The following is a 26352-nucleotide window of genomic DNA, read 5'->3' on the forward strand; positions in this document are numbered from 1 at the left end:
AGCCAGACAGGAGCCAGAAAAAGATATTTATCAGAAAAGTCATGATCAAGCTAGAGGTTTAAAGACTGATCGGGTTCCAATTATTTTTATTAATAAATATTTTACACAATTCATACCAGATAAGCAAGAGGGCTACGGCACTACTACCGAATCATTACCCTCATTTTACAAAGACTGTGATCGCTTTTACTTTTGATATTCTGATGGGAGAATGAAACAGCCCTACCCCCGACGGTGAGTTTGGGGGGTTCTACCCCCCAAAGGCTTGCATTGAATGATAAAATCGGAAGTAATGACCAACTTTAGAAGATAGTTTCCCTTTAAAAATCCCAACTCAGTAGATTTACAAAAATGAGATGCACCCAATTAGACAATTATTCTTGATCCACTGTCCTATAATGACAGAAAGAGTATTTTTGACTTGAATTTGTTCTTAACTGTACCCTAATAATCTCGCCCCTGATAATCTTCTCATCACCTTACTTTATGTCAAACCTAATCCTTTTCTGGCATCGTCGCGATTTACGTCTCTCGGATAATATTGGACTGAGTAAAGCTAGGGAGCGTAGTCCGAAAATCATCGGGGTTTTCTGCCTCGATCCTGCTATTTTAGAAGGGGATGATATCGCCCCTGCTAGAGTTGCCTATCTGCTCGGTTGTCTAGAGGAATTAGAAAAAAATTATCGCCAAAAAGGTAGTCAATTAGTGATTATTCGCGGCAACCCCAGTCAAACACTCGTCAACTTAGCCGGCAATTTATCGGCAAAAGCAGTTTTTTTTAACCTCGATATTGAACCCTACGCGCGTCAACGGGATCAACAGGTAATTGCCGCTTTACAAACAAAAGGAATTGAAGTAGAAACCTTCTGGGATCAACTTCTCCAGGCTCCAGGACAAGTCCTCACCCTCTCAAAAAGCCCCTACACCGTATATACTCCTTTTTGGAAAAATTGGAGCCAATTAGCCAAAGCCCGCCCCAAAACCCTAGAAAACCTGCAAGGATTAGACGAAAATGAGGGGGAGAAACTCACAGAAACTATTAATTTACCAACCCTAGAAAATTTAGGTTTTACTTGGCAAAACCCCTTACCTCTCACCCCCGGAGAAAAAGCCGCCAATAGCAGATTAGAAGAATTTTGTCAAGGGGTTATTAACAATTATCAAGAAGATCGTAACTTCCCCGCTTTCGATGGCACCTCGCGCTTGAGTGCTGCTTTAAAATTTGGGACGATTGGCATCCGCACAATTTGGACGGCAACCCTAGAGTTATTAGAAAATTGCCGGGCCGAGGAAGCAAAAAATAGTATTATCACTTGGCAGCAAGAGTTAGCTTGGCGGGAATTTTACCAGCATTGTCTCTATTTTTTCCCAGAATTGGCGGTCGGTGCTTATAGAAAAGAATTTCGTCATTTTCCTTGGCAGGATAACGAAGAACATTTTCAAGCTTGGTGCCAGGGAAAAACCGGCTATCCGATCGTTGATGCGGCGATGCGACAATTAAATGAAACGGGATGGATGCACAATCGTTGTCGCATGATTGTGGCGAGTTTTTTAACCAAAGATTTAATTATTAACTGGCAAAAAGGCGAAAAATACTTCATGCAGAAACTTTTTGATGGCGATTTAGCCGCTAATAATGGTGGTTGGCAGTGGAGTGCCTCTAGTGGCATGGATCCGAAACCTTTAAGAATTTTTAATCCCGCTAGTCAGACACAAAAATTCGATCCAGAAGGGGAATATATTCGTCAATGGTTGCCGGAATTAGCTTCCGTAGATACGGAATATTTAGTAACCGGGAAAATCCCCCGTTTAGAAAGACATCGTTGTGGTTATCCTGAGCCAATTGTCGATCATAATCAACAACAAAAAGAGTTCAAACGACTCTATAGCAATCAGAAGCCAAAACCGTAAAACTAGCTACTTTTGACCGGCTTTAATCTGGTTCCAAACATCCTCTAAACTTAGATATAACACAGGCACAACAATTAAACTCAACAGGGAAGAAGTGACTAAACCTCCCACAATCACCATCGCCATGGGTTGCCGCAATTCCGCACCAGTACCCAATCCCAAAGCGATCGGAATCATGCCTAAAATTGTCGAACAAGTGGTCATTAAAATCGGTCTTAACCTAATCATTCCCGTTTCTAAAACCGCTTCCTCCCGACTCCAACCCTGTTGACGCAATTGGTTAGTATAATCCAGCAATAACACAGCGTTTTTATCCAGTAATCCCAAGAGGAAAATAAACCCGATCAGAGAAATCATACTAAACTCACTACCCGTTACCAATAACCCCAACATTGCCCCCACAATCGCTAAAGGTAAACATAAAGCGATGACGATAGTTTCTAGCAGTCTTCTGAATAATAACCATAAAACTCCTAACATTAAAATTGTCGCTAGGATTAAAGTGCGACCAAAACTGCCCAAAACATCGCTACTTTGAGAAGAAGTACCCCAGCGCTGTAAAGTTATCCCTTCCGGTAAAGGAATCCCTTCAATTTTAATCGCCGCATCTTCTAAACCTAAATCTGGACTGAGATTAGCACTGAGAAAAATCGCCTGTTGACCATTTAAACGCTCGATCGCCAAAAAATCCCCCCGCTCATTTAATCTAGATGATAGGGAAATATCCTTCAAACCGGCGATTTTAGCAGCCTCAACCCGCAATTTCTCGGCACTATCGCGCAATAGCTGCAAATTATCGCTTTTAATCGCAATTTGGATCGGCTTTTCCGCTTCCGTTTGCACAAAAGGAATGTCCTCGATACTGACATTCACCCCTCTAATTGGCGGTAAAATTTGCCGAATCCGTTGCTGCACGGCACTGGTGTGAGATTTACGATCGCTCTTCAGTGTAACGTGAATTTTGCCCCGATTCGGCTCACCGCGTAAACCGGCGATCATAAAAGTCGATTCCACTTCCCCATCCTGCAAAATCGGCGCTTCTAATTTGCTGCCATCGCGGATAGTGCGACGCAAAAGAAAACTTTCGGGAGAACTCGCTAACTGAGAAATCCAAGCGAAACTATCGCTAGAACTCTTAGCCGTCGGTTTATTAGGACTAATTTGCGTTATTTTCGGCAAAGGAGACGTATAAACCAGATTAAACTCGCCGCGATCGAGTCGGGGAATAAATCCCCTAGAAATAAAAGGAATCAAGGCAATACCCGCAAAAAAGGTAATTAGGGCAATAGCAATGACCAGCAAACGATGACGCAGTGACCAGTTTAAGAGCCGTCGATAGGCGTTTTCAATCGGTCGGTTTTGTTTCGTCATTTTTGCCCGTGACTGCGGTTTCAGCCAATATACTGCCAAAACTGGCGATAAAGTTCGGGCGACCAACAGGGAAAAAATCACCGCAGCCGAGACAGTTAAACCGAAAGGTTGAAAAAACTGTCCCACCGCACCCCCCATAAAAGCCACGGGTATAAACACCGCAACAATGGTTAAAGTGGAAGCAGTCACAGCTAATCCGATCTCCCTTGTCCCCTTGAGTGCCGCATTTTTCGGGGTTTCCCCCGCGTCGATTAAACGGGAAATATTCTCCACATCCACGATCGCATCATCCACGACAATGCCAATCACCAAAGCGAGAGCCAGCAGCGTCAGGGTTTCCAGATTAAACCCATAGATGGACATGATAATGAAAGTCCCCAAAAGAGATAGGGGGATAACCAGAGCAGAAATGATTGTAGCGGCGAAACTGCCTAAAAATATCAAGATCACCAGCACCGACAGCAAAACTGCCAAAAGTAAATCATCGATCGTGCCTTGTAGGGCAGCGCGAATATATTCCGCTTGGGTTTCAGCTAAAATTATCTTGACATCGGGCAGTTTTTGTGCTATGTCTTTAACCCGTTTTTCTGCTTGAGCAACGAGATCGAGACTATTAGCGGCACCTTTTTTGATTACCTGCACTGCGATCGCTTCTTGTCCATTAAAGCGCACCAGCGTGGGTAATGGTCGGGTTAAACTTTTATGGGGATTATCTTCCCTAACTGTACCTTGACCGAGTAAATTAACTTTAGCCGTACCTGGGAGAGCTTTTAAGGGCGGAATTAAATTATCTTGGGCGATTTGGCTTAATTCTTCTAGATTTTTCTGCTCACTCACCAGCGCATAGGTGACTGTTGCCGACTCATTTAAATCAACGGGGATAACTTCTGTGGTAGCTTGAGGGGGTAAAGGGACTTGCGAGATAGCCTGTTTAACTGCTGCGGTGGCCTTGTCTAAATTTGTGCCAATTTTAAAGAAAACGCTGATTACTGACTGTCCGGGGGCAGTAGTCGAAGAAATATCACGACGACCGGGGAGAGAGAAAAGGGGATTTTCTAGGGGTTTAGTTAATTGCTGTTCCGTGGTGATGGCAGTAGCTAAATCTGCTTGAGCGTTAATTATGACGACTGGAAAGCTGATATCTGGGAAAAGAGCGTATTTTAAGGAACTAAAAGCCAAAATTCCCGCCATGGCCACCGCTAACCAGAAGGCAATGGTTAACCTCGGGGCATTAATCGCTATTCGAGAGATATTCAGACGTTCTCGCCATGATTCTTTCATCTTCGTTTAATAACTGGGAAGTAGGGTGTGGGGTGTGGGGTGTGGGGAGTTTTCTCAGTGAACTGATAACTGATAACTGATAACTGACTCCTAACCCCATGGTAGATGTTGGATTTTTGCAGGAGTTCTATTTTCCGACAAATATAAGCAAAAATTATTTATTGACTGCAAAAACTTGAGAATATTTAAATTAACATTTCGCAATATTTATAAATTCTTAAGAATTAATTGAGAAAGATTTTTATTTAACAACGACTTTATCATGGTTACAGCGATTTGATAGAATTTCATAGTGGGTTACTTTGTGCTTTTTTGGGCAGTAATGGTTGAAACCCTTGCCACACCTAGAAAGTGATCCTAATTAAGACGGGTAAATCAGTCATTTTCACCCACAACGATGATCTTTTTTTTATGTAGTTTTATTGCAAAAAAAAAGTTTTTTTGACAAAAAGCACAAAGTATGACAGCGGAGAAGGGAATTATGAATTATGAGTTGGGGAGAAGGGAGAAGGGAAGAAGGGAGAGAAAAAGCTAATAACTGATAACTGTTTACTGATCACTGATCACTGATAACTGCTATTCATACAAAATCTCATCAAAACAAGCTTCTCCCACACTGGATAAAGTCCTAGCGGCAGCCTTATCGGTTTTCGACTTCTGCACGAGGGCGCGGAATTGCTGTAGATTGTAACGAGCTTGGAATTTTTTAATCGTGCAGTCGCATAGATCTTTTGCCACATCAGCAGCTAACCCCTCCGCACGCGCTCTTTGTAAACATTCTTGACGATAACTGTCGAAAGTAGCGGCAGTATTAGAACTTTGGCTAAGGTAAACGGCATTATTAGCCTGTACTGGCAAGGATAAAGCTAATAAACCGATAAAAGTTAGTAAATATCTTTGATTTCCGATCATAATCGCTTTTTTAAGCCTAAAATCCCCCACTAGATTAGAGAACCGCTCCATAAATTATAGATCGATCGCTTGACTCTTGGGTTCCACTCTTGGCAAACTGTCATCTGTTATGCTAGGATAAATACTGCTTGATCGGCGCCATCGCCAAGTGGTAAGGCAGAGGTCTGCAAAACCTTTACCCCCAGTTCGAATCTGGGTGGCGCCTTAGAAAATATCGGCATCTTTCTTTTATTACCTTGTCTAAATGAAGGTTTAGCAAGGTTTCACTTGATAGGCTGCCACTAGATAGCGAAAAATATACTCGACTATCTCTAAATAATTCTCAGTAGTTTCTAGAGACTCACCCCAAACTGTCACGCCATGGTAAGAAATCAGTAAAGCGGGAATTTCTGGGGGGAAAGTTGATAATCTACTTTCTATTTCTGCGGCAATTTTCGGCACATCGAGATAGTTAGCAAAAACCGGCATAAATACTTGAGGATTTTCTACCCAAATACCTAAACCTTTCAACATTTCTAAGGGAGGTAAAGATAACTTGTCCTCACGAGCAAAACGGGAAACTAAATTCGCTTCCACCGAGTGAACATGATAACAAGCTTGTGCTTCGGGAAAGAGACAATAAATCACCTGATGAATGCTAGTTTCTGCCGAAGGACGATTATCCAGATGAGCTAATTCCCTGACTTTTCCCGTCAGATCCACGCGCACAAAATCCTCTTCTGTGAGTTTACCTTTACTTTTGCCACTGGCAGTAATCCAAAAACTATGATCATCAACTTTAGCGGACAAATTACCTGCCGTGCCAAGCATCCAACCCAGTTGATAAAATCTTCGGGCAGCTGCCACTAGAGATAAACGAGGATCACTCATGGTTTTTAGAGATATGGTGGATAGGGAGTAACTATTATAACAAGTTGAAGCCAGCAGACGACCCACTCCTCAGCATAGCGGGTTGAGGTAGTTTATTCCGGATAATCTCGCTCAAAACTAAAGCCAAGGCAGAATAGAGTGAGGAACCGGTGAGTCAAAAAGAAAATTTAACCGTGGCAATGTGTTGGGAGTGTGTTAGGTTAAAGATAATTGCAGCTTTGATGAATCGAGGGTTGAGCCGTGAATAACAACTTTTTCCGCAGCTATTCTGTCAATGATTCTGGTTTGGGTTGTTTCTTATCTTTGATTTTAGTCGGATTGTTGTTAGGCTCGATCGGACTGGGTTGGTTAGTCAATAGTTTTTTAATTCTCGTGGCATTCCTGATATTTTCCCCTGTGATTGCTTGGGGAATTTTTCGCTGGTGGTTGCGACGCAATTTAGTTGAAGATAGCTGTCCCGTCTGTAGCTACGAATTTACGGGTTTTAATCGCACGGAATGCCAATGTCCTAACTGTGGTGAACCATTAAAAGTGGCAGGGGGTAAGTTTATTATTCTCACCCCTCCCGGTACGATCGATGTACAGGCGATCGAAGTACCTAGCCAACAGTTAGAAGATTAGGGTCAAACCATCACCATCTAGGCACGCGCACCAAACTGAAAGCGGGGGTTCTGAATTTTAACAATAACAGCAGTCCCAGCAGGTGAATTGACCAATGAACGAGAACTAAGCCCCAAATAATTGCAAAAATCAAACTACTAACGGCAAGAGCTTTAAAAATATCATTATCGGTCTTTTGATACCAGAGAAGACTAAGGAAGGAAAGCAGTAGGAGTAGAAGGGGAAAAAGTGGGGAGAACATGGGGATCACCATTGGGTGAGGGGACTGTTTTCACATCCATAGCCTATCATTTTCCCTTGACGGCTACGGGTAGCAGCGGTTACATTCTTCCCTATTTGTCATAAATCTTTAGAATCAAATTAAAAAGTTTACAAGCCAGTCTTTTAGCCTAAAGGTGGCGCGACAATCATCCTCATTGTAACGTAAAATAGCCGCCAATAAAGTCCGATCTCCTGTTTTTAACCACTGGTCATACCACCAAACGCATTGATCCCCGCTTACTCCTCGATCGCGCCATTGAAAGCCAATCCAGTTAGCCAGGGATTTTAAAGAATAACTTTCCACGGGAAAAGTTACCGAGTTAACTACATGATAGTGCAGATCAAAACAGCGAGAAACTAACTGATTAATCAAAGAAGAAGGGGTTTTATAAAGATAACCTAATCGTTTAATTGTTTCCACTTCGTACTCAGAAAAGTGAAAAATTGGTGCTTGATAATCCTGCATGACTAAGGTTAAAAATTCCTGCCAAATCCTGCCTTCATCTTCTGGCTTTTCTGCCAAAAAGGGATAAAATTGCTGGGTATTAACCCGATAATCAACGCGTAAAACCCCCAAAAGATAATCTAAATTCTGTTCTGGTTCCGCTTCGATATCAAAATAAAATTCAATCTCGGCCCTCGGTAGGGGGGACAAATAGGCAGTTTTGCCGTTGCTTTTGCGAAAGGCCCGATTTTCAATAATTGCTTGGGCCTGTAATTGTAACTGATTAGCCACCTCTAACCCCATCCCCTCCCGCGTACGAGTAGGACAGGTAAGTGCCAGGGATTCCATGGTGGAAACCCCCAAAGACTGTAAAAATTGGTAACGACTGGGAGTTACCCCCGGGACTAAAGAAAGATGTTGACTCGCTTGGGCGATACCATAACAGTGACTATACCAATGACATAAACTGCAACGCTGACGCGAGATGAAAACTTCTGGTTCTTGCCGATTAATCACCATTTCGCCGAACTTTTTGATTATTTCCTCTAGTTTAGTTAACCAGAGATTCAATTCCACCCGATAGCGATTATGACGACGTAGGACAATTTCGGCGTAATTGGGAAAAACTCCCTGCATACTGGCTAATAAATAGGCGTAAAAAGTAGCCAGCATCTTATATTCAGGCTTAGGACGGCGACCGAGTTGAATATTGAGGGGATAATAAATCCAATCGCCAAATTTCGACTCTCCTGTCTGTTTAATTAATAAATGGGGGGAACCGGTTAAAGAGACGGGATAGCCGGATTGTAAAAGGACTCCGTGATAAATACAGGGTACCCCCTGACCCATCAAAGCTTCCGTTTCCCTAGCGGCGGCTAAAATATCCGTGCTGGGAGTAGTCAAGGAACAATAATCCGGATAGGAGTCTTGCAGGACTTTTTTAACGTGACTTTGACTCTCCTGACGCAATTTAAGCAAAAAATCTCGCTCAGGGTCTTTTTCTTGGCTATTGCCGTAGAGATTTAAAAACCCACGGCGTTGACAACGTTGGTAGTCTAGAAGTAGATCATCGGTCAGTAGCATTATATACAAGGAGAAAAGTTAAGCTTTCCTGGACCAGTGAGTTGACACTCCCATCGCAATCATGCGAGGGATTCTTGGTTGATTGACTTAAGTTGTCTTGGTAGGAGTTCGGTAAGGCTCACTCGAGCCGTATTACTACCAACCAAGATAGAGCTTAAATCTCCCCAAACTGAGCGCAAGTCGAGGTGCCAGTTTCCAATATGCCCTATCGTAGCTTTTTTGAGTATATTTAATGGCACCATCTTGTCCCTATCTTCCATATACCCACACAAACAAACATGAGTTCTGACTGATAGAGACTTTTTGACTAAGCGACCACAGTTAAGGCATTCTTGACTTGTATAGGCTAGATTAACTGCAATAGTTAATCGGCGATATTTAATACCAAAATACTCAAGCCATTTTCTTAATGGCGACCAACCTGCGTCATTAATACTCTTGGCTAGTTTTTGATTACGCACAAGGTTTTTGACTTTTAAATCGACCTGAGCTATCAAGTTGTTTGACTGAATTAAACGGAGTGCCAATTTTTTAGCAAACTCTTCTCGCTGCCTACTTACTTTAAAATGTCCCTTGGCGTACTTTTGTCTAGCTTTTTTGTAGTTATTGACTGCTTTTGTCTTCTGTTAAACTTTTTCGACTTTCTTCTATTCAGTTTATTAAGGCGTTTTTCTGATTTTCGATAATACTTAGGAGGCTCTACTGTATTCCCGTTGCTGTCAGCATCAAGATCTTTTAGTCCCACGTCTAAACCTACACATTTTTTAGTAGGCTCTAATTGTGGGGTTATATCTCTAATATCGAGTTTTAGCATTAGCTGGCAGTCGAAATGTGTCGAAGTGCTGTTCTATACTGGTTGGCCTTTCATCCCTCGGTAAAACCCTGTCCATTAGTCACATCTTTCTTAACATTTCAACCCTTTGTACCACAGCGCTTTCAAGATTCGGTTAACAATCTGTAATATTCCTTGTTGACACCCTTACTGACAAAGAAAAAACTGAAATCAAGTCAGGATAAGGGTTGGAGTGCTTACTGACAAAATTGTTAAGAAAGTTATCCATAAGGGATAGGGTAAAACCGAGGGTTCCTTCAAGCCGACATTTTAGGTAAATATTTAGTAAGCAGAAATTAATCATCCCTCTTCGGTCTTAATCTTAAGTAACAGTGAAAAGTTCTAGCGGATTGGGTTAAGATCGAGACGTAACCCGAAAAAAATTGCAACAGGAATCGGTGGAAACCCCTCCGGTGGGTTATTAACGGAAATTTTTTTACTGGCAATCCCTATGAACTATCATCCGCCCTCACAGCCCCTGCCCGCCCCCTGTATTATTGACTCTGGCGTGGTCATCGCTAAAGAAGATATGCGTCGTCTCCTCGATGATATCGGACGAGTTCGCTACATCCATAGTCTCGAAGGGGTGATTCAGAGTGAAGGAGAGGGATGGATAGTGGAAGTTTTCGCCGATTATCAGCAAAGCACCCTAGTTGCTAACTACAGTCTTTATCTGAATACCTATAGCTTCGATTATCTGCGTCTAACCCGCTCTCCCGACGGTGAAACCTATTTTGATCTGGTTCAAGACAATCGGCAATTACGGCTAATTCCCCTGAGTAATCCACTGCAAGATCCCGATATGAAAGCCCGTCTCAATGCCGATACCCTCGAAGCTATGGTTACTCAGGTACTTTCTGCTAAGTGGGATGTGCAGTTTGAAGACGAAGACGACAACGATTGCCCCTTTTAGGCAGCGAGCAAAAATACTGATAACTGATAACTGATAACTGAAACAGTGGGATTTTCCTTTGAATTAATCGCCCAGTGTCCCCAAACTGGTGCGCGGGTTGGGGTTTGGCATACTCCCCACGGACCGGTAGAAACACCCCGTTTTATGCCTGTGGGAACTTTGGCCACAGTGAAAGGTTTGACCCCCGCTCAAATCGCCAGCACGGGAGCGCAAATGATTCTCGCTAATACCTATCACCTGCATCTGCAGCCCGGAGAAAGTATCATCGAGAAAGCGGGAGGTTTACACGACTTTATGGCGTGGAATCAGCCAATATTAACAGATTCGGGTGGATTTCAGGTATTTAGCCTCAGTCAACTCCGGCAAATTAAAGAGTCGGGAGTCACCTTTCGATCGCCCCGGGACGGTAGAATAATCGAAATCACGCCAGAAAAATCGATTCAGATTCAAAATGCCCTCGGTGCTGATGTGATTATGGCCTTCGATGAATGTCCCCCCACGGGAGTCAGTCATGAGACCATGAAAGCATCTATAGAACGCACCTATCGCTGGTTAGAGCGCTGTCTGACGGCCCATCAACGACCTCAAGAACAGGCTTTATTCGCCATAGTCCAAGGGGGAATCTATGAGGATTTACGGGCAGCGGCGGCGCAATCTTTAGTAAAACTCGATTTACCCGGTTATGCCATCGGTGGCGTGAGTGTGGGGGAAGAAACGAGCCTAATTCATCGCATTGTCCAGATAACTGCCCCTTTACTCCCCGAAAATAAACCCCGTTACCTGATGGGAGTGGGAACCTATCGAGAAATGGCCAAGGCGATCGCTAGTGGCATAGATCTGTTTGATTGCGTTATTCCCACCCGTTTTGGTCGCCATGGCACAGCTTTGGTGCGGGGAGAGCGTTGGAACCTCAAAAATGCCCGTTTTAAGGAGGATTTCGCCCCTTTAGACGAGACTTGTCCCTGTTACACCTGTCAACACTTTAGCCGTGCTTATCTGAATCATTTAATTAAATCGGGGGAAATGTTGGGTTATATTCTCTTATCTCTGCACAATATCGCCGAATTAATCAGATTTACCCGTGAAATTCGTCAATCTATACTAGGGGGGACTTTTGCCCAAGATTTTGCCCCTTGGCTTGAGGATGCCGTAGATGTTACCCCAACGTGATAAAATTTCAGGAAACGTTTGAAAATTTTCTTGTCAAGGTAGATAGAGAGATGGAAACTGCACTTTTGTTCGCCAAATTGCCGGAAGCATACCAAATTTTCGACCCCCTAGTCGATGTGTTGCCCCTGATTCCCCTATTTTTCCTCTTGCTGGCCTTTGTTTGGCAAGCATCCGTCGGTTTTAAATAAATCGACTTTCAATTATCAGTTATCAGTGAGCAGTTATCAGTGATCAGATTTGAGTTTTCAGTGAAATGACATCTTTTTACTGATTACTGTTTACTGAAAAAGCTTCCCAGATTAAAACAAAGTCCCGGTTAAATCAGCACCAGTTAAGTCCACATCTTCTAAAATTGCCCCGCGCAAATCCGCATAACTGAGGTCCGCACCCCGGAAACTGGCCCCGGTGAGATCGGTGATAAATCCGTCTCTTTCGGGACTAGCACGAAAATTAACCCGGCAAAGTCGGCAATCAGCGAAATTGGCTCGATACAACAGGGATCCGCTCAGATTAGCATAGTTGAGATCGGCTCCGCAAAAGTTAGTTTTGCCCAAGTCTGTGCGTTGGTCGGAAGTGGAGCGAAAATCCGTATCGATTAATAGGGCCTGCTGGAGATTAGCACTGTTGAGATTAACACCGTTTAAGACGGCTTTGGTTAAATAAGCGGCTTCTAAATTGGCTTCGATGAGATTAGCCCCGCTTAAGTCCGCATCGCGTAAACAAGCTCGATAAAAGTCCACTTGACTTAAATCTGCTCCCCAGAGAATCGCCTCACTTAAATCCGCTTCCCTCAGCAGCGATCGCGCAAGGCGTATTTTTCCTAACCGGGCCTGTCGCAGATCTGCACGGCAAAAATTGACTCCTGGAAGGGAAATATTAGTTAAGTCGCCTTCCCGCAAATTAATCCCCTGAAAATCTCTTTCTCCCTCCCGATAGCGTTGACAAAGTTTTTCTACGAGCATGGAAATTTTTCCCTATCATAATTGAGGTAAAATGTCAAGGGTTTAGCGATTTTTATTTAGGGAGATGGAAAGCCGGCAGACTCTCGAATTCTCGGGCCCGTTGACGCATTTGCTGACTAATGCGATCGCAAACCACCTGACAGAGATCATAGATCACGGGGTCGGTAATTTGATAGTAAACGCTGACTCCTTGGGGTTGCCGCGAGATAATTCCCGCTTGGGTTAAAGCTTTCAGGTGTTTGGAGAGATTGGCTTGACCTAGTCCGGTAGCTTCAGCGATTTCTTTACCATTCATCGCGCCTAATTGCAAGCAACTGAGAATCTGTAGGCGACTGACTTCCGACAGGACTTTGAAATAGTCCGCCACGGAAGCGAGGACGACGCTAGAGGTTTGGGGGGAGAAACTGTCTAACATAGGTGGGTAATAAAGTGACCAGTTAAAAAGGCTGACAATAGGTTATCGTTTAAAACTTTATAACTATTGACTACTATAGTTTAACTGGAAAGGTAACTAGGGTTTGCGGCAAAAAGTTTTTCCTAGGGGTAGGGTGTGGGGTGTGGGGTGTGGGTTTTTACCAGTTTTGAGGTGGCCAATTACCTAAATTTTCAGGGAAAAAGTGCCTAAATTTCCCCCCGATCACTCCCATATCCAGCGCTTTTTGATTGACAAAAGGTCTAAAAGTGTTACCCAACAAGGTTTTTAGCTTTATTCAGCAAAGTGTAACTAGAGTCTAGTCTGCAAGCTCGATCGAGATTGGGTCATTCAGAAATCTACTGCTGCCCCTTGCCTCCTGACTCCACCAACAGACTTTTTATCGCAAACCCTAACTATCACCGAGCATGGTACTGATTAACTGCCGGACTGTAGTGCTAGGATGGTTCTCTAAATTGCTTGGTAAAGCCCATTCTGAGTCAAGATAGGACATCTTCAGTAAATCTCTCACTTGTTTTGATTTAGCTTGTCCTGTACTTTGAGCAACCCCAAAAGCTTTATAAAGTTCTGTGGCCGAAATGTGGGGATTTTGAGTAGGATCGAAGAGAAAATTGACCATTCCTAGGGCGTGAGTAATGCCGGCAGCCCAGGAATTGGCTTTACCTTTTTCTAGGGGAGAGGGACGCTTACGAGCTAAAGTTGCGGTTAATTGGCGAATAAGTTGGGCGTATTCTTCATTAAGATATTTAGCGGCAAATTTATCGGTAATAGCGGTAATTTCTTGATATTTGGCCTGCATTGCCTTGGGAACATTTTCCGATTTAGGAACAGCTGGGGGCGTTTTTTTCGATGTTGCTGCCGCTTGCTGTTTGGCGCGTTGTTCAGCATTATATTTTTCTTGAAAAGCTGTTAAACTCTCCTGACTGGTGATATCAAAACCCTGCTGATGCGCTTGTAACAGGAGATTTTTCATAAAACCGCCACTGTTGGGATCGTTCATCAGTTGACCAAAGCGATCTCCTAATTGCTCTAAATATTTAATAATAGCCTTAGCCTGAGTTAATTTATATTCTCGTCCCAAAAATTGCCAAAAACTAATTAATTCAGGGATAGCATCTTCGGTTTCCGTCGGATCGAGGATAGTAATTTTGCGTGGTAAAATCTTCTCCATTAAGATCTGCACATCTGCCTTAGTCATGGTAGCAAGGGTATAACCTTCATAGAGATAGCCCAACTCGACAAAGGTAGCAATCCAACCACAACCTTCTTGTTTTTCTTGATAATAGGCTTCTCCCTCGGGCGAATTGATATATTCTTCGATCGCTCCAGTAATATAATCTTCTAGTAAGGGTTCGGCTTCATCGTAGTCTAAATTATCTAATTGTCGGATATTAAAAGTCATAACTCTAGTTTTCCTGCGAGGCTTTCCTTTAATTTTAGGGGATTAGCTGACCGACAGCCAAACTGACGCTAAAATAGTCTTTGCTGTCCGGGGTTGTTGCTTGCTCCTGACGGTGGTTGTAACCGGTAACTGAACATGACTTCGATTCGTCAACTGCATCAACAACTCGTTAATAAAGAAAAAACAGCCGTCGAAATCGCCACAGAATTTCTCGCTCGTATTCAAGCGATCGAACCACAAGTAAAAAGCTTTCTCCATTTAACCCCGGATTTAGCCCTCGCACAAGCCCAAAAAGTGGACGAGAAAATCGCCAGAGGTGAATCTCTGCATCTGTTAGCAGGTATTCCCATCGCATTAAAAGATAATCTCTGCACCAAGGGTATTCCCACCACCTGCGCTTCTCGGATTTTAGAGAATTTTGTCCCCCCCTACGAGTCCACCGTTACCCAAAAATTACGGGATTTAGGGGCAGTTATCGTCGGTAAAACCAATTTAGACGAGTTTGCCATGGGTAGTTCCACGGAAAACTCTGGTTATCACGTTACTGCTAATCCTTGGGACTTATCCCGGGTGCCGGGGGGATCTTCCGGGGGTTCAGCTGCGGCTGTGGCCGCTCAAGAATGCGTGGTGGCCCTAGGATCGGATACCGGTGGCTCAATTCGTCAACCAGCTTCATTTTGTGGCGTTGTCGGGCTAAAACCGACCTATGGCTTGGTTTCTCGCTTTGGTTTGGTGGCTTACGCTTCTTCTCTCGATCAGATCGGTCCCTTTGGTCGTACCGTAGAAGATGCGGCGATTTTATTACAAGCGATCGCAGGTTACGATCCCCAAGATTCTACCAGTCTCAATGTGCCGATTCCCGACTATAGCCAATTCCTGAAAACCAGTTTAAAAGGGCTAAAAATTGGCGTAATTAAGGAAACTTTCGGGGAAGGGTTGGATCAGGTGGTTGCCGAGGCAGTTAATCAAGCTTTAGCGCAGTTAAAGGCCCTCGGTGCTACGATTAAAGAGATTTCCTGTCCCCGTTTTCGTTACGGATTGCCCACCTACTACATTATCGCTCCCTCGGAGGCATCGGCGAATTTAGCCCGTTACGATGGGGTTAAATACGGTATTCGGGAAGATGCCGATAGTTTGATTGATATGTACACCAAGACTCGCGCCAAGGGTTTTGGTGCGGAAGTCAAGCGCCGGATTATGTTGGGAACCTATACCCTCTCGGCGGGTTATTATGATGCTTATTACCTGAAAGCACAAAAAGTCAGGACTTTGATCAAAGAGGATTTCGATCGAGCTTTTCAATCGGTAGATGTGTTAGTTTCTCCCACTTCACCGACCACAGCTTTTAAAGCCGGGGAAAAAACGGCGGACCCTCTGAGTATGTATTTATCGGATTTAATGACAATTCCCGTCAATTTAGCCGGTTTACCCGGGTTAAGTCTTCCCTGCGGTTTTGATGGGCAAGGTTTGCCAATTGGTTTACAATTAGTGGGTAATGTGCTGCGCGAAGATCAATTATTTCACGTCGCCCACGCCTACGAACAGGCCACCGATTGGCACAAACGTCAACCATCTTTTACAAATTGATACAATTGCCGGTGGCTATCTTTTGCCGGTAGCCATCAAGTAAAAATCAGCAACACCGAAAATCCCTCAAGCCTTCTCTTAATTGGGGACAATTTGCCAAAAAAGCGTTTACCTCATCATCCCACTCTAACGATTGAGATGAGCTGCTACAGCCAAACTTTGGCTTTTATAAATCACTTTGGTAAGGTCGAATCCAACACGGTGTTAGCTTGCTCCAACGTTTTGCCGTAACCAATTGGTAAAGATATCACGTTCTAATTCCCCAGAGGCTAAAGCTAAAATGACTCGTTCTTGCTCATCTACAAAAGCATTAATCTCTAGTCCATTCAACACCAGAAATGTTTCCATTGCCCCATGACCAGTGCGCTTGTTGCCATCAAGAAATGGGTGATTCATCACAATTGAAAACCCCAAAGCTGAAGCTTTATCAACAATTGTCGGATAAAGATCCTGCCCACCAAATGTCATGCGTGGTTGAGCAATAGCAGACTCTAAAGAACCTAGGTCACGAATACCCATAGCTCCTTGGGACTGTTGAATAATTTGATGATGTAAATCGAGGACTTCCACTAATGTTAGATAGCGTATCATGCTAAACGACGATAAAGTTCAGCGTTTTTCTTGAGTACATAGCTTGATGCTTGAGTAAATTCGTTTTTAGGACCAACCAACCAATCTTCTATGCTGGCACTGAGTAAGTCTTCAGGGGAAACTTGGCTGTTCTGAGCTAACTGTTGTAATCGTCGAAACTGCTCATCTGAGATATTAACAGTAATGGAAGCCATCAAAAACCTCTCAATAGTCTAAATATTTAACATTATAACCTCCGTCAACCTAAATATGGAACCTGTTACAGTTAATTAACGCACCCCTCAAGTCTTCTCTGTGGCCCAGCAATGCTCTAAAGTTGATATAGCGTTTTTCAGTCTGCTGAGGTACAAAAGTTATGGGTTTTAGGCAAAAGGCAAGAGGCAAAAGGGAAGAAAAATAGGTGTACCTCACTAGCTTAGGAAACGCTATATTTTAATTGGGGACAATTTGCCAAAAAAGCTTTCACTTTGTCATCTCACTCTAAGGTTAGCTGTCTGGCAATAACGCAACTGCCAACTTGACCGGATTATCTGCTGGTAGATGTGACCCATTTTTTAGAGTTCTTCTACTTGATATCCCTGTCTCTTGGCAATTTCAAGGATTGGGTTGATGTTATGAATCCCCCACTGATTACAAACGGCAATTGTCTGACCATCTCCGGTTTGGAGTAACTGCTCCTCGTTTAAGAAGTAGCGTTTAGCCCCTCCCTTTTCCGTCGCTTTTTCTAGTAGGGCAACAACACCAAAGCTAGGATGAATTTCATCAGGGAATATCTGGCGTAATTGGTCGAAAGTTGTGTCCGGATTTGTTTGGAGGTGATGAGTAACGATAGCTAGTACGAGCTGGCGCTTATTGTAAATATTTCCAAGGAACTGATATTGCGTCTTATCTTTACTAAAACTGGCAGCCGTTCTCTGAGCCGATGCTTGCTCTCTCACCTTCACTTGGTACTCTTCTGCTTCTGGCAATGGGATAATTTGTTCAATGTCAAGCAGAAGCTCTTCCCCAAGCTTATAGGGTTGTAGCCGAACACAACGGATATCCAAATCTCGATCGTTTAGCCACATTACCGTTGTGGTTAGCTCTCTAGAAAAGTTAGCCGATGCCAAAACAATTCTGACATCCTTTGGAAATTGCTCTTCTAGGGCATTACTCCAGCCCAAAAAGTTGAGGATTTCTTCCTCAGCATTTTTACCAATACAACGTTTTTCAAGATATTGCTGGTAAATTTCAACAGCTCTTTTGAAGGTCAATGTAGAAACCATCGCGGCATAGCGAAGTGCTTGAAGTTCCATGTGGGCACCAGTGTCATCTCTTTTAAGTTCAATGACTACTAAGTTCGCTTGTTTATCAATGCCGAGCAGATCAATTCTTCTAGCTCCTTCAGTCCATTCTGAAAACTCTTCAGAAATGACCAACGTATCTGGAGAGATGACTGTGATTTTATCTCTTAGAGCAGCTTGGAGGTCAGAACGCTCTTGAATTTTCTCTATGCCAAACTGTGTGTTCTGGACTTCAGTAATTTGTTTATCTTTGAAAGTATAGAGAGGCATGAGTTCCACTAGCTTTAGACAATGATTTATACATTATACAGTTAAAACTGAACCCAAGTAAGACAGCTAACGGCCATGGTCAGCGGTGGTAATCAAAAATGGCGTTGCTGAATCAAGATATGAATACTAATGAATGCACCTATCCACAAGTTAGCCTAGTTCTAGGTTTTAAAAATTGCCAAAGAAGACAATTTCCTAGAAGTACAATTTAGGTTTTATTCCCGTTTCTTCAGTGAAATCTTCCTCTATCTCCACCAAACAGACTTAAGCAACAACTGGCAGGGAGTAGTTATTTATCCTCGGCGTTCAGTGGAAAGCGTAGAGACGGCTCGTTATGGGGAGTTAATCAACTCAGGCAGGATTTTACGTTTTTATCTCGAGGAATTAAGAGAAGGGGAATCCCTGGGAATATCGGTGTTACAATTAATTATAGCACCAACCGCCAGAGCGATCGAGCAGGGAAAACAATTAATTCCACGGATTAGACAAGAATTCCCTAAGTTCAAACAACAGCAAGAACTTTTAGAATTGATAGAGACAATCTTGGTTTATAAGTTACCCCAAGTCAGTAGAAAGGAGATAGAAGCGATGTTTAGTTTAAGTGATTTAAAACAAACTAAAGTGTATCAGGAAGCTTTAGAGGAAGGTAGAGAGGAAGGTAGAGAGGAAGGTAGAGAGGAAGGTAGAGAGGAAGGTAGAGAGGAAGGCCGACAAGAAGGCGAATTAGCGGCAAAATTAGCCTCTATTCCTCGCTTATTGGCCTTAGGATTAAACTTTGAACAGATAGCACAAGCTTTAGAATTAGAGATCGAACAGGTTAGACAAGCGACTCAAGGGGAATAGGAAAAGTTCAAACTTTGATAAATTAATATAATTGCTGGTGGCTATCTTTTGCCGGTAGCCATCAAGTAAATCGAAGAATAAAGTAGGTTGGGTTGAACGATAGTGAAACCCAACACTTAAGTAATTGGGTTGGGTTTAGTCAAATAAATTCCTGTAAAATAGCTTCGATTTGTCCTTTTAGAGGAGGAATATCATTTTCAACAATATCCCAAATAATCTCTAGATTAATACGAAAATATTCATGAATAGTTAAGTTTCTTAGATCGCTGGCATCTCGCCAAGGAACTGCGGGATATCTTGCTTTAAATTCTTGAGAAGTTGCTCTAGCTGCTTCACCAATAATTTGTAAATGATAGACAATCCAAGTTTGAATTAATTCTTGTTGTTCAAACACGGTTTTTCCCTGTCGAGCATACTTTTCTACACGCTCAATTGCTTCTAAAATATCCCGCAAGCGTTCGGTATCATCCCTCATAGTGGTATTGCTTCTTTAAGTACGCGCTCTCTGATTCTATCTTTAAGTCCCTGTTCGGTAACAATATCAACTTTGCAGCCTAACAAGTCTTCCAGTTCTCGAATTAACGGCAAGGGAAACCAGGGACTCCGACGTTCGCTACAATAATCAATTAATAAATCAATATCGCTTTTTTCGTCAGCTTCTCCCCGTGCAACAGAACCAAAGATTCGCACGTTATTTGCGCCGTGTTTAGCAGCAATAGCAAGGATTTTTTCTCGTTTGTTCTTGAGTAATTCGTCAATTTTCATGATCTACTTAGTTTGCGATAAATTTTGTCGAAAAAAGCTTCCTTGTACCGATTCTTGGGGTAGGGATTTAGTTTGTTTCTCACTCTTTATTTAGGGCTTGCTGAATATTGGTAAAAGCTTTACTAGAAAAGGGTTATGTGCTTTTTTTTCAAAAAAAGTGCAAGAAACAAAGGTTGAGGAATCGATCTGAGGGACTTAAAACCCTTGCACTTTCATTAAACCCTTCTATCCAACGTCCATCATACCCTATTTAATCTTGCTTCCGATAGTGTTGGGTTTCTTGCCTTTAACCAAACCGACAAGAGGGCGATTAAACTATACAATAAAAAAAGAAGACCATACCCTAAAACAGACATTCGTATTCTTCAAGATACCAGTCTCTCCATGCTAATCGTGGCAAATGCCCACGAGGAGCATTTAAACTAAATGTTAATACTGCTCGTTATGGGGAGTTAATCAACTCAGGCAGGATTTTACGTTTTTATCTCGAGGAATTAAGGGAAGGGGAATCCCTCCACCCTACCTCCACGAAAAACTTTTTGCCGCAAACCCTAATTAACCCTGAATTGCTTTAGCTAGTTGAACGTGAAGTTTATGACTGGCTTTAAAAGCCATGTAATGAGCGGTGGGAATGGTTCCCAGTAAACTCAAATCACCAATTAAGTCCAATAATTTATGTCTTGCTGGCTCATTATCAAAGCGTAAAGGAGGATTTAACCATTGATTTTGATCGCAGATCAAAGCATTTTCTAAACTGCCTCCTTTAATTAAACCAGCCTTTTGCAGATATTCAATTTGATCGGCAAAACCGAAAGTCCGAGCATCTGCGATCGCATTTTGAAAACTTTCTTGATTAGGACTCCAACTATACCATTGATTACCGATCGGTTTATAAGTAAAATCGATGCCGTAGGTAAAACGTAATTCAGGGGAAGGAATCGCCGCCACAAAAGCATCCCCTTCGTACAACCAAATCGGTTGAGAAATGGTTAAATCTGATGGAGAAAAAGAGTTATTTAAACCAGCATTTTTGATCGCTTCCACCCAGATTTTAGCCGAACCATCGAGGAGGGGAATTTCCGCACCATCCACCTCAATGCGAGCATCCTCTACCCCCAAAGCGGTTAAGGCCGCTAATAAATGCTCAACAGTTCTAACCTTTGCTTCTCCTCGTCCCAATTCTGTTGATAAAGTCGTTTGGTAAACCGAAGAAACTAGAGCGGGAATAATCGGTTGATTGGCTAGATCTCTGCGGACAAAATAACGTCCTTCTCCTGGATTTGCCCCACAGACGCGCACCCGTGTTATCTCCCCCGAATGCAGTCCAATTCCCGATAATTCAAATTGTTTAGAGATAGTAGAAACCATAATTATCAAGTAATAAAGCTTTTATCAGTGAACAGCAAAAATAACTAAATTCATCGATAACTGGTAACTGATAACTGATAACTGATAACTGATAACTGATAACTGATTAGAATCGTTCCCCGATACCGAAATGGATACGAGAACTACCATCGACATTAAAACCGTAGTCAACCCGAATTTGGCCGACAGGAGATTGTACCCGAACACCTAAACCGTAACCGAGACCAGTACCGGGTAAATCCCGGACAATACCGGGTTGACCGGGGACATCACCTTGGGAACCAATAGTAGTGCCGAAATCGACAAATAACGCCCCCCCGATAATTGCGACAATGGGAAAACGATATTCGGCCGTCGCTTGGAAATAACTGCGACCGCTACCCACTTCTCCCTCGGCGTAACCCCGTACAGAGTTACTACCCCCAACAATAAAAGCATCGTAGGGGGGTAAGTCGCCTAATACTGTCCCTGCTTGCACATTAAAAGCTAGGGATTGCTGACCTTTAAAAATATCGGTTTCAAAGAGATTAAAGGGATTAATAAACCGAACGGGGATAAAGTAACTGTAACTACCCCGAACACGAGTTCCGAAAATACTGCCAGAACCAACCGGGACAGTTTGTTCTAAACCTAGACGCAGGAAAGAACCACTGGTGGGTTGCAGGGGATTGTCGCGAAAATCTTGAATAGCGCCAATATTGAGGGAAAGTAGATCATCGGTCCCAGAGGAACTAAACGCCAGTTTTTGACTGCCAAAACCATTGAGAGGTGCAGACAGGGGGGAGATGTCACCATTGGCATTTTGCACCTGTACCTGTTGATAGTTAAAGCCTAGGGAAACCACCCATTTTGGTTTCGTAAACACATCAGGGGCCAAAGGACGGACAAAAGTAATACCGCCACCCGTGCGGACGATACGGGGACTATCATTATCGTTCAGCGTCCGAATTGAGGAATCTTCCCCATCATAAACTAGAGAAATCGACTGTCGCCGGAAAACGTTCACTGTGTAGGAAGTACGGAAATTATCCGTGGCAATCCAAGGATCGGAAAAACTCAGATCGAATAAAAATTCCCGTTCCCCTAACTGAACTTCTGCCCCTAAAGTTTGGTTATTACCGCCAAAATTGCGCTGCTGATAGCTGACAGTGCCGAATAAGCCTGCATTCGAGCTAATACCACCCCCAGCGGCTAGGGAACCCGTATTACCTTCCACCACATCGACGTTAACAATCACCTCCCTTGGGTCGCTGCCGGGGGAAAAAGACAGACGCACATCCTCGAATAAACCGAGACCGAAAACACGCTGTAAATCCTGTTGGGCCGTATTGCGGTTGAAAATATCCCCCGCTTTTAGGCGCATTTCCCTAGTAATGATAAATTCTCTGGTTTTAGCCTTGACTGGTTCCTGTTCGACGTTAAAATAACGTACTTGAATTTTTTCGATTAAACCTTCGGAAATGACCAGAATCACCCGACCATCGGGATTGACTTGCGGCGCACCGATCACCTGGGCTAGATCATAGCCGTTTTTGCTGTACCAGTCATTGATTTTTTTTACCCCCGCCTGTAGTTCCCGTAAATTCAGGGTTTTGCCGTATTGACTAGCGAAAATTTCCTCGACCACCCCGGCAGGTAAAATCGATTTGTCCACGGTTTCTGGGGCAATTTGAATCTGTACACCCTGAAAAACGGGGTTAGGTTGCACCTCAAAGGTAACTCGCACTCCTAGGGGCGTATCTTGGGGAACTGCCCGCACATCCGCAAAAAAGCCCGTGGCAAAAACGGCGTTAATATCTTCTTGTAATTGCGATCGAGTCGCGCTTCGTCCGGGTCGGGTGCGAATGGTGTTATAAACTAGATTTTCTAATTCTCGATTAGCCCCTTGTACTACCACTTCAGCCACCAAAACCCGCGACTCCTCCGCCGGTGCCGGTGGAGCTGCGGTGGGAGTTTCTGTAGGGATTGGGTTTTCCGTCGGAGTTTCCGTCGGTGGTGCCACGGGTGGAGTAGTTTCTCCGGTCGCAGGAGGAGACTGTACTAGCTGCTCGACGCGGGGAAAAACCGTCTCTGGGGGTTCTTCTTCGGCCATGACCGTCCCGTGAAATAATCCGAAAATAGCCAGCAGCAGGGCCAGCGAGGAGTATCGCCTCGAAAAATTGAGATTTTTAAGCACTTCCACACACCCAGTAACACCATTATGGTTTTGTTTGTTTTCTCTGCCCGAGAAATTTAACGAACGTTAAAACTCTAGCAGATCGCTTACTCTCAGTAAATCCCAGCTTGACCGGTGATTCAAGAGATGCTGCCTCAGGTCTGATATTTGTCAGCCGTCAGCATTAAGTTTTTATCTTGCCATATCTTAGCTTTTTCTGGTTTGGCTCTATCCCAATTCACCATCGAGAATTATTGCCACCTCGGTTGGCGCACAATTAATTACGCTGGGGCAGCTGTTAACGTCTTTTTTGTAATAACTGTACCAGTTGCGAGACCTGTTGGCGATTGAACATTTGCCGCAGGGTACTAGCTGCTAATTCGGGTTCTAGGGTAATCAGGATTTGTGGTAATTTGGCGGTGGCTAATAATTGCAATTCTTGACTGACGGTGATTTCTTCCCCGCAACCCCATGCTAATAAATCACTGGCTTGTTTTAATTCTTTAATGATAACTGGGGCGAGAGTACGGTAGGAATGTTTGGGGTTAGCCAGAGCCGATTGAGCATTTTTAACTAAATATTGCCATTGTTGCTGTTCTGAGGCCAATTGAGACAGAGATGAAATTAATTTTTGTAATTGCTGACGGGAAGCGCTGGTTTCTTGCTGTTTAAACAGTTGTAACATCTGTTTGAGTATATCTCTGACGCTAATGGAGATAGAAGGGGCTGCCGCAATAGCAGAGGTAGATTTTCCCTGGCCGAGAAGATAGTTAAGATGGGCCTGTAATTCGGCAAAAGTCGCTTCACCGTTTTTAACGATGGCGTTAGCTTCCTCGCTTTGCAAACCTAAGGGCTCCCGCAGCTTATCGATTAATACCTGAAGCAGATCATAACCCTTGAGGAACAAAGACTCTAATTTTTGATCGACTTCTATAGGATTTTCTTTTAGTATTTTGAAAGCATCCTCAAGACGGTGAGCAGTTTTTTGGATACTACCATAACCTAACATGGCCGCCCCCCCCTTGACGGAATGGACGGCACGAAACATCTCGTTCATCTGTTCATTGTTGTTGACGAGATTGCCTAAGTCTAAAATACCCTGTTCTAAAGTTTCCAGGTGTTCTTTTGCTTCTTCGATGAAATAGCCGAGAATTTTCTGAGCGTTAGCAGAGTCCAAAGTCTTATCCCCCTCATCACGATGCTGTTTAGTTCTAGATTGCCCAGTTTTTCAGTAAATATATCACTTATCAGGCAATGGCTAGGAAAACTGGCGGCTCTTCTGGTTTATGTGTGGAAACGAGATCTATACTGATAGTCTCTTCCGCAGCTCGACTGAGCGTTCGTGTTAGTGAGCTTGTCGAACTACTGATCTCACGCCGAAGTCATCGCCGAACGTTAAAATAGCCCTAAACGTCTTGCCCGATAAGCATTTCAAGATTCCATAAGCAAAAATTATCACACAAAGTCGAGAAGAGCCCTGATATTTTTTCAGTGAAATTGAATTAGCAACGATAGATATACATTTGAGCTATCGAACTATTTAGTTAGTATATAGACCCAAAGCAGGCTGTGATCAGGTTATAATTTTTGGAGATGTTTAATGAGCATGGTGCGTTCCCCAAAATCTATCGGTCCGGCAGTAGGAGCCACATCAAGGAACGCACCCTATGGCTATGATGATCGCTATCCTAGAAATAAGCTCTGTTCCGTCCGCAGCAACGAAGTGTTAGACATCTTTTAGCTCTTCAAACCTTGACAAGAGCCTATGAGGAACTAAGAAAATCATTTTAATATGAGAGTTTGTCGGTTTTGTTTCAATCTTCATGAATTTTGGTTGGAAATTATCTCCATTCTCATCCTTAGATTTGACGAAAGCAAAACAGGTAAATTCAATAGATTTAATAAATTCGAGGAGCTTCTTTGTTGGATAAATTTCCGACAAGACCAAAGGCTGATCTCGAATGAGAAGATTTTTGCCACCCATTAGTATATCGAAATCTGCACCTTCAGCATCCGTTTTGATACAGGAAACACTCAGTAACGGATAATCAGACATCAATTTGTCTAAAGTATTTACCTTGACTGTCACCTTGTTCTCTTGGGGACTATGCCTAACCAGCGAATTTAGTTCAGGCATTGAGTTCAAATTAAGATCCATAGTGCCAGGCTCGGAAAAAAGTGCTTCTTCTAGAATATGACAATTTTGAAACTGGGAAAGATTTCTCTTTAAGTGTTCAACCATTCTCGGATCGGGTTCAAAGGCATAAACCTGATTGGATGAAGGAGCAGCCAGTAAACTGTAATAACCAATATTAGCCCCAACATCAATAAAGTCTTTATTAATATCTAAGAACCGATGAAGGATAATTTCAGATCCCCAATCTAACTTGCTTCCCTTGAGGAAAATTTCCGTTCCGAATCGACTATCATAGGGCAGAGTCATTTCTACATTATTAAATAGAACCATTTTCTGGTTGAGCTTGGTTATCTTATAAAATGCTCGTATTACATAGCGGTATAGGAAATTCCAGCCACCAATCTCTCGAACCAATCCAAGAAAATAATTGAACTTATGCCAATAAGTAGTTTCTTTAAACATATACTCTCACTTCAAGTTAGGCATGAAGGCATCTAAATATTAATTATACCGCTCTCTGCGGTCGAGCCTCCTCCTCTGTCCTACTATCCTACCCCATCGGTCCGACACCCCCTCAATAAAACCCAATACCGCACTGTGGGGTCTAATCACTATCGGTGACTAGGTAATTATGAACTCCCGATTTTAATGGCTCTTCCGAACTTGTCGTGTAAAATCAAAGAAAAAACAGACACTTATTGCTGACCAATAAAAATAATAATTTATCTTTAAAAGCTAACTATGCTTGCAATACAGCAATTTATTGGTTAAAATATAGACAGCCAAGACCAGCAATTTTAGACACAAGCTATACTTATGCCATCAAATCCACAATTAAAGTTAATGACCGAGCTACTTCACCTAGAAGGAGTTGTCGTTACCAATT

26 protein-coding genes, 1 tRNA gene and 2 pseudogenes are annotated in these 26352 nt (G+C 43.1%); 11 read left to right on the forward strand and 18 right to left on the reverse strand.

Translation table 11 applies throughout. The features are described from left to right. Both EWV60_RS21155 and EWV60_RS21160 read left to right on the forward strand, forming a co-directional pair. A partial coding sequence (locus EWV60_RS21155; RefSeq protein ID WP_287234509.1) for a hypothetical protein occupies nucleotides 1-196 on the forward strand: 196 nt, incomplete at its 5' end. Between the two features lie 290 nt (nucleotides 197-486). Further along, the gene (locus tag EWV60_RS21160; RefSeq protein WP_287234511.1) at nucleotides 487-1911 is read left to right on the forward strand and encodes an FAD-binding domain-containing protein; all 1425 of its coding nucleotides are present in this window, start codon (nucleotides 487-489) and stop codon (nucleotides 1909-1911) included. A 6-nt stretch (nucleotides 1912-1917) separates the two neighbouring features. On the opposite strand, the gene EWV60_RS21165 is transcribed toward EWV60_RS21160, so the two are convergent. Together EWV60_RS21165 and EWV60_RS21170 are read right to left on the reverse strand one after the other, a co-directional pair. Next, nucleotides 1918-4563 (reverse strand): efflux RND transporter permease subunit, encoded by a 2646-nt coding sequence (locus tag EWV60_RS21165; protein ID WP_287234514.1) that lies wholly within the window; start codon nucleotides 4561-4563, stop codon nucleotides 1918-1920. Between the two features lie 576 nt (nucleotides 4564-5139). Beyond that, the gene (locus tag EWV60_RS21170) at nucleotides 5140-5475 is read right to left on the reverse strand and encodes a hypothetical protein (RefSeq protein WP_193977209.1); all 336 of its coding nucleotides are present in this window, start codon (nucleotides 5473-5475) and stop codon (nucleotides 5140-5142) included. Nucleotides 5476-5609: 134 nt separating this feature from the next. Between EWV60_RS21170 and EWV60_RS21175 the strand changes: the two genes are divergently transcribed. After that, nucleotides 5610-5680 (forward strand) — tRNA-Cys (locus tag EWV60_RS21175). Between the two features lie 47 nt (nucleotides 5681-5727). On the opposite strand, the gene mtnB is transcribed toward EWV60_RS21175, so the two are convergent. Further along, nucleotides 5728-6345, reverse strand: coding sequence for a methylthioribulose 1-phosphate dehydratase (mtnB, locus tag EWV60_RS21180; RefSeq protein ID WP_024970145.1), 618 nt, complete (start codon nucleotides 6343-6345; stop codon nucleotides 5728-5730). A gap of 240 nt (nucleotides 6346-6585) precedes the next feature. Here mtnB and EWV60_RS21185 point away from each other — a divergent pair, with 240 nt between their 5' ends. Next, a complete protein-coding gene (locus EWV60_RS21185; protein WP_002738992.1) occupies nucleotides 6586-6966 on the forward strand; it encodes a hypothetical protein in 381 nt (126 codons plus the stop codon). A 10-nt stretch (nucleotides 6967-6976) separates the two neighbouring features. Here the strand turns inward: EWV60_RS21185 and EWV60_RS21190 are convergent, their stop codons facing one another. The 3 genes and pseudogenes from EWV60_RS21190 to EWV60_RS21200 form a co-directional block, all read right to left on the reverse strand. Continuing rightward, complete coding sequence (locus EWV60_RS21190; RefSeq protein ID WP_002738501.1) at nucleotides 6977-7219, reverse strand: hypothetical protein; 243 nt, start codon at nucleotides 7217-7219, stop codon at nucleotides 6977-6979. Between the two features lie 102 nt (nucleotides 7220-7321). Then, a complete protein-coding gene (locus tag EWV60_RS21195) occupies nucleotides 7322-8755 on the reverse strand; it encodes a TM0106 family RecB-like putative nuclease (RefSeq protein ID WP_002739370.1) in 1434 nt (477 codons plus the stop codon). Between the two features lie 59 nt (nucleotides 8756-8814). Next, nucleotides 8815-9575, reverse strand: a pseudogene (locus EWV60_RS21200) (RNA-guided endonuclease InsQ/TnpB family protein); the annotation flags it as partial. Nucleotides 9576-10038: 463 nt separating this feature from the next. Between EWV60_RS21200 and EWV60_RS21205 the strand changes: the two are divergent. Genes EWV60_RS21205 through EWV60_RS21215 form a run of 3 tightly spaced genes read left to right on the forward strand, consistent with a single transcriptional unit; the run spans nucleotide 10039 to nucleotide 11858 of the window. Next, nucleotides 10039-10500 (forward strand): hypothetical protein, encoded by a 462-nt coding sequence (locus EWV60_RS21205; RefSeq protein ID WP_002738355.1) that lies wholly within the window; start codon nucleotides 10039-10041, stop codon nucleotides 10498-10500. A 45-nt stretch (nucleotides 10501-10545) separates the two neighbouring features. Further along, on the forward strand, nucleotides 10546-11670 hold the full coding sequence (tgt, locus tag EWV60_RS21210) for a tRNA guanosine(34) transglycosylase Tgt (RefSeq protein WP_002738723.1): 1125 nt from the start codon (nucleotides 10546-10548) through the stop codon (nucleotides 11668-11670). 50 nt (nucleotides 11671-11720) lie between these two features. Beyond that, the gene (locus tag EWV60_RS21215) at nucleotides 11721-11858 is read left to right on the forward strand and encodes a photosystem II reaction center protein K (protein WP_002739211.1); all 138 of its coding nucleotides are present in this window, start codon (nucleotides 11721-11723) and stop codon (nucleotides 11856-11858) included. 111 nt (nucleotides 11859-11969) lie between these two features. Here the strand turns inward: EWV60_RS21215 and hetL are convergent, their stop codons facing one another. The 3 genes from hetL to EWV60_RS21230 form a co-directional block, all read right to left on the reverse strand. Continuing rightward, complete coding sequence (gene hetL, locus EWV60_RS21220; RefSeq protein ID WP_193977207.1) at nucleotides 11970-12632, reverse strand: heterocyst differentiation pentapeptide repeat protein HetL; 663 nt, start codon at nucleotides 12630-12632, stop codon at nucleotides 11970-11972. A gap of 52 nt (nucleotides 12633-12684) precedes the next feature. Continuing rightward, nucleotides 12685-13047, reverse strand: coding sequence for an ArsR/SmtB family transcription factor (locus tag EWV60_RS21225; protein WP_002738764.1), 363 nt, complete (start codon nucleotides 13045-13047; stop codon nucleotides 12685-12687). 409 nt (nucleotides 13048-13456) lie between these two features. Beyond that, nucleotides 13457-14467 (reverse strand): DUF6398 domain-containing protein, encoded by a 1011-nt coding sequence (locus EWV60_RS21230; protein ID WP_287234522.1) that lies wholly within the window; start codon nucleotides 14465-14467, stop codon nucleotides 13457-13459. Between the two features lie 135 nt (nucleotides 14468-14602). Here EWV60_RS21230 and gatA point away from each other — a divergent pair, with 135 nt between their 5' ends. Further along, a complete protein-coding gene (gene gatA / locus EWV60_RS21235) occupies nucleotides 14603-16054 on the forward strand; it encodes an Asp-tRNA(Asn)/Glu-tRNA(Gln) amidotransferase subunit GatA (RefSeq protein WP_004161859.1) in 1452 nt (483 codons plus the stop codon). 204 nt (nucleotides 16055-16258) lie between these two features. Here gatA and EWV60_RS21240 read toward each other — a convergent pair whose 3' ends face one another. The 3 genes from EWV60_RS21240 to EWV60_RS21250 form a co-directional block, all read right to left on the reverse strand. Beyond that, nucleotides 16259-16645 (reverse strand): type II toxin-antitoxin system death-on-curing family toxin, encoded by a 387-nt coding sequence (locus EWV60_RS21240; RefSeq protein ID WP_108936877.1) that lies wholly within the window; start codon nucleotides 16643-16645, stop codon nucleotides 16259-16261. After that, on the reverse strand, nucleotides 16642-16839 hold the full coding sequence (locus EWV60_RS21245; protein WP_002739031.1) for a hypothetical protein: 198 nt from the start codon (nucleotides 16837-16839) through the stop codon (nucleotides 16642-16644). Before EWV60_RS21245 ends, EWV60_RS21240 begins: the two co-directional genes overlap by 4 nt. A 360-nt stretch (nucleotides 16840-17199) precedes the next feature. Continuing rightward, a complete protein-coding gene (locus EWV60_RS21250; protein WP_287234545.1) occupies nucleotides 17200-18198 on the reverse strand; it encodes a PDDEXK family nuclease in 999 nt (332 codons plus the stop codon). 192 nt (nucleotides 18199-18390) lie between these two features. Here EWV60_RS21250 and EWV60_RS21255 point away from each other — a divergent pair. Next, nucleotides 18391-19041, forward strand: a pseudogene (locus tag EWV60_RS21255) (Rpn family recombination-promoting nuclease/putative transposase); the annotation flags it as partial. Between the two features lie 139 nt (nucleotides 19042-19180). On the opposite strand, the gene EWV60_RS21260 reads toward EWV60_RS21255, so the two are convergent. From EWV60_RS21260 to EWV60_RS21280, 5 genes are all read right to left on the reverse strand, one after another. Continuing rightward, nucleotides 19181-19516: a HepT-like ribonuclease domain-containing protein gene (locus EWV60_RS21260; protein ID WP_002756203.1), complete on the reverse strand. Its 336-nt coding sequence runs from the start codon at nucleotides 19514-19516 to the stop codon at nucleotides 19181-19183. Further along, nucleotides 19513-19806: a nucleotidyltransferase family protein gene (locus EWV60_RS21265; protein WP_002738918.1), complete on the reverse strand. Its 294-nt coding sequence runs from the start codon at nucleotides 19804-19806 to the stop codon at nucleotides 19513-19515. The genes EWV60_RS21260 and EWV60_RS21265 overlap by 4 nt, the downstream gene beginning before the upstream one ends. 555 nt (nucleotides 19807-20361) lie before the next feature. Continuing rightward, nucleotides 20362-21174, reverse strand: a complete 813-nt coding sequence (lpxC, locus tag EWV60_RS21270) for a UDP-3-O-acyl-N-acetylglucosamine deacetylase (RefSeq protein ID WP_002738636.1) — start codon at nucleotides 21172-21174, stop codon at nucleotides 20362-20364. 106 nt (nucleotides 21175-21280) lie between these two features. Further along, the gene (locus tag EWV60_RS21275; protein ID WP_016514343.1) at nucleotides 21281-23266 is read right to left on the reverse strand and encodes a BamA/TamA family outer membrane protein; all 1986 of its coding nucleotides are present in this window, start codon (nucleotides 23264-23266) and stop codon (nucleotides 21281-21283) included. Nucleotides 23267-23627: 361 nt separating this feature from the next. Beyond that, nucleotides 23628-24506, reverse strand: a complete 879-nt coding sequence (locus EWV60_RS21280) for an Hpt domain-containing protein (protein WP_287234533.1) — start codon at nucleotides 24504-24506, stop codon at nucleotides 23628-23630. Between the two features lie 429 nt (nucleotides 24507-24935). On the opposite strand from EWV60_RS21280, the gene EWV60_RS21285 reads away from it, so the two are divergent. Further along, on the forward strand, nucleotides 24936-25070 hold the full coding sequence (locus tag EWV60_RS21285) for a hypothetical protein (protein ID WP_287234535.1): 135 nt from the start codon (nucleotides 24936-24938) through the stop codon (nucleotides 25068-25070). Here the strand turns inward: EWV60_RS21285 and EWV60_RS21290 are convergent. Beyond that, complete coding sequence (locus EWV60_RS21290; protein WP_287234538.1) at nucleotides 25056-25928, reverse strand: FkbM family methyltransferase; 873 nt, start codon at nucleotides 25926-25928, stop codon at nucleotides 25056-25058. The genes EWV60_RS21285 and EWV60_RS21290 overlap by 15 nt on opposite strands. A 236-nt stretch (nucleotides 25929-26164) precedes the next feature. On the opposite strand from EWV60_RS21290, the gene EWV60_RS21295 reads away from it, so the two are divergent. Continuing rightward, nucleotides 26165-26352, forward strand: a 188-nt coding sequence (locus EWV60_RS21295; protein WP_287234541.1) for a hypothetical protein, incomplete at its 3' end; no start/stop codon positions are given.

Origin of the sequence: Microcystis sp. Msp_OC_L_20101000_S702, assembly GCF_007095705.1 — a bacterium.
Lineage (GTDB): Bacteria > Cyanobacteriota > Cyanobacteriia > Cyanobacteriales > Microcystaceae > Microcystis > Microcystis ichthyoblabe_A.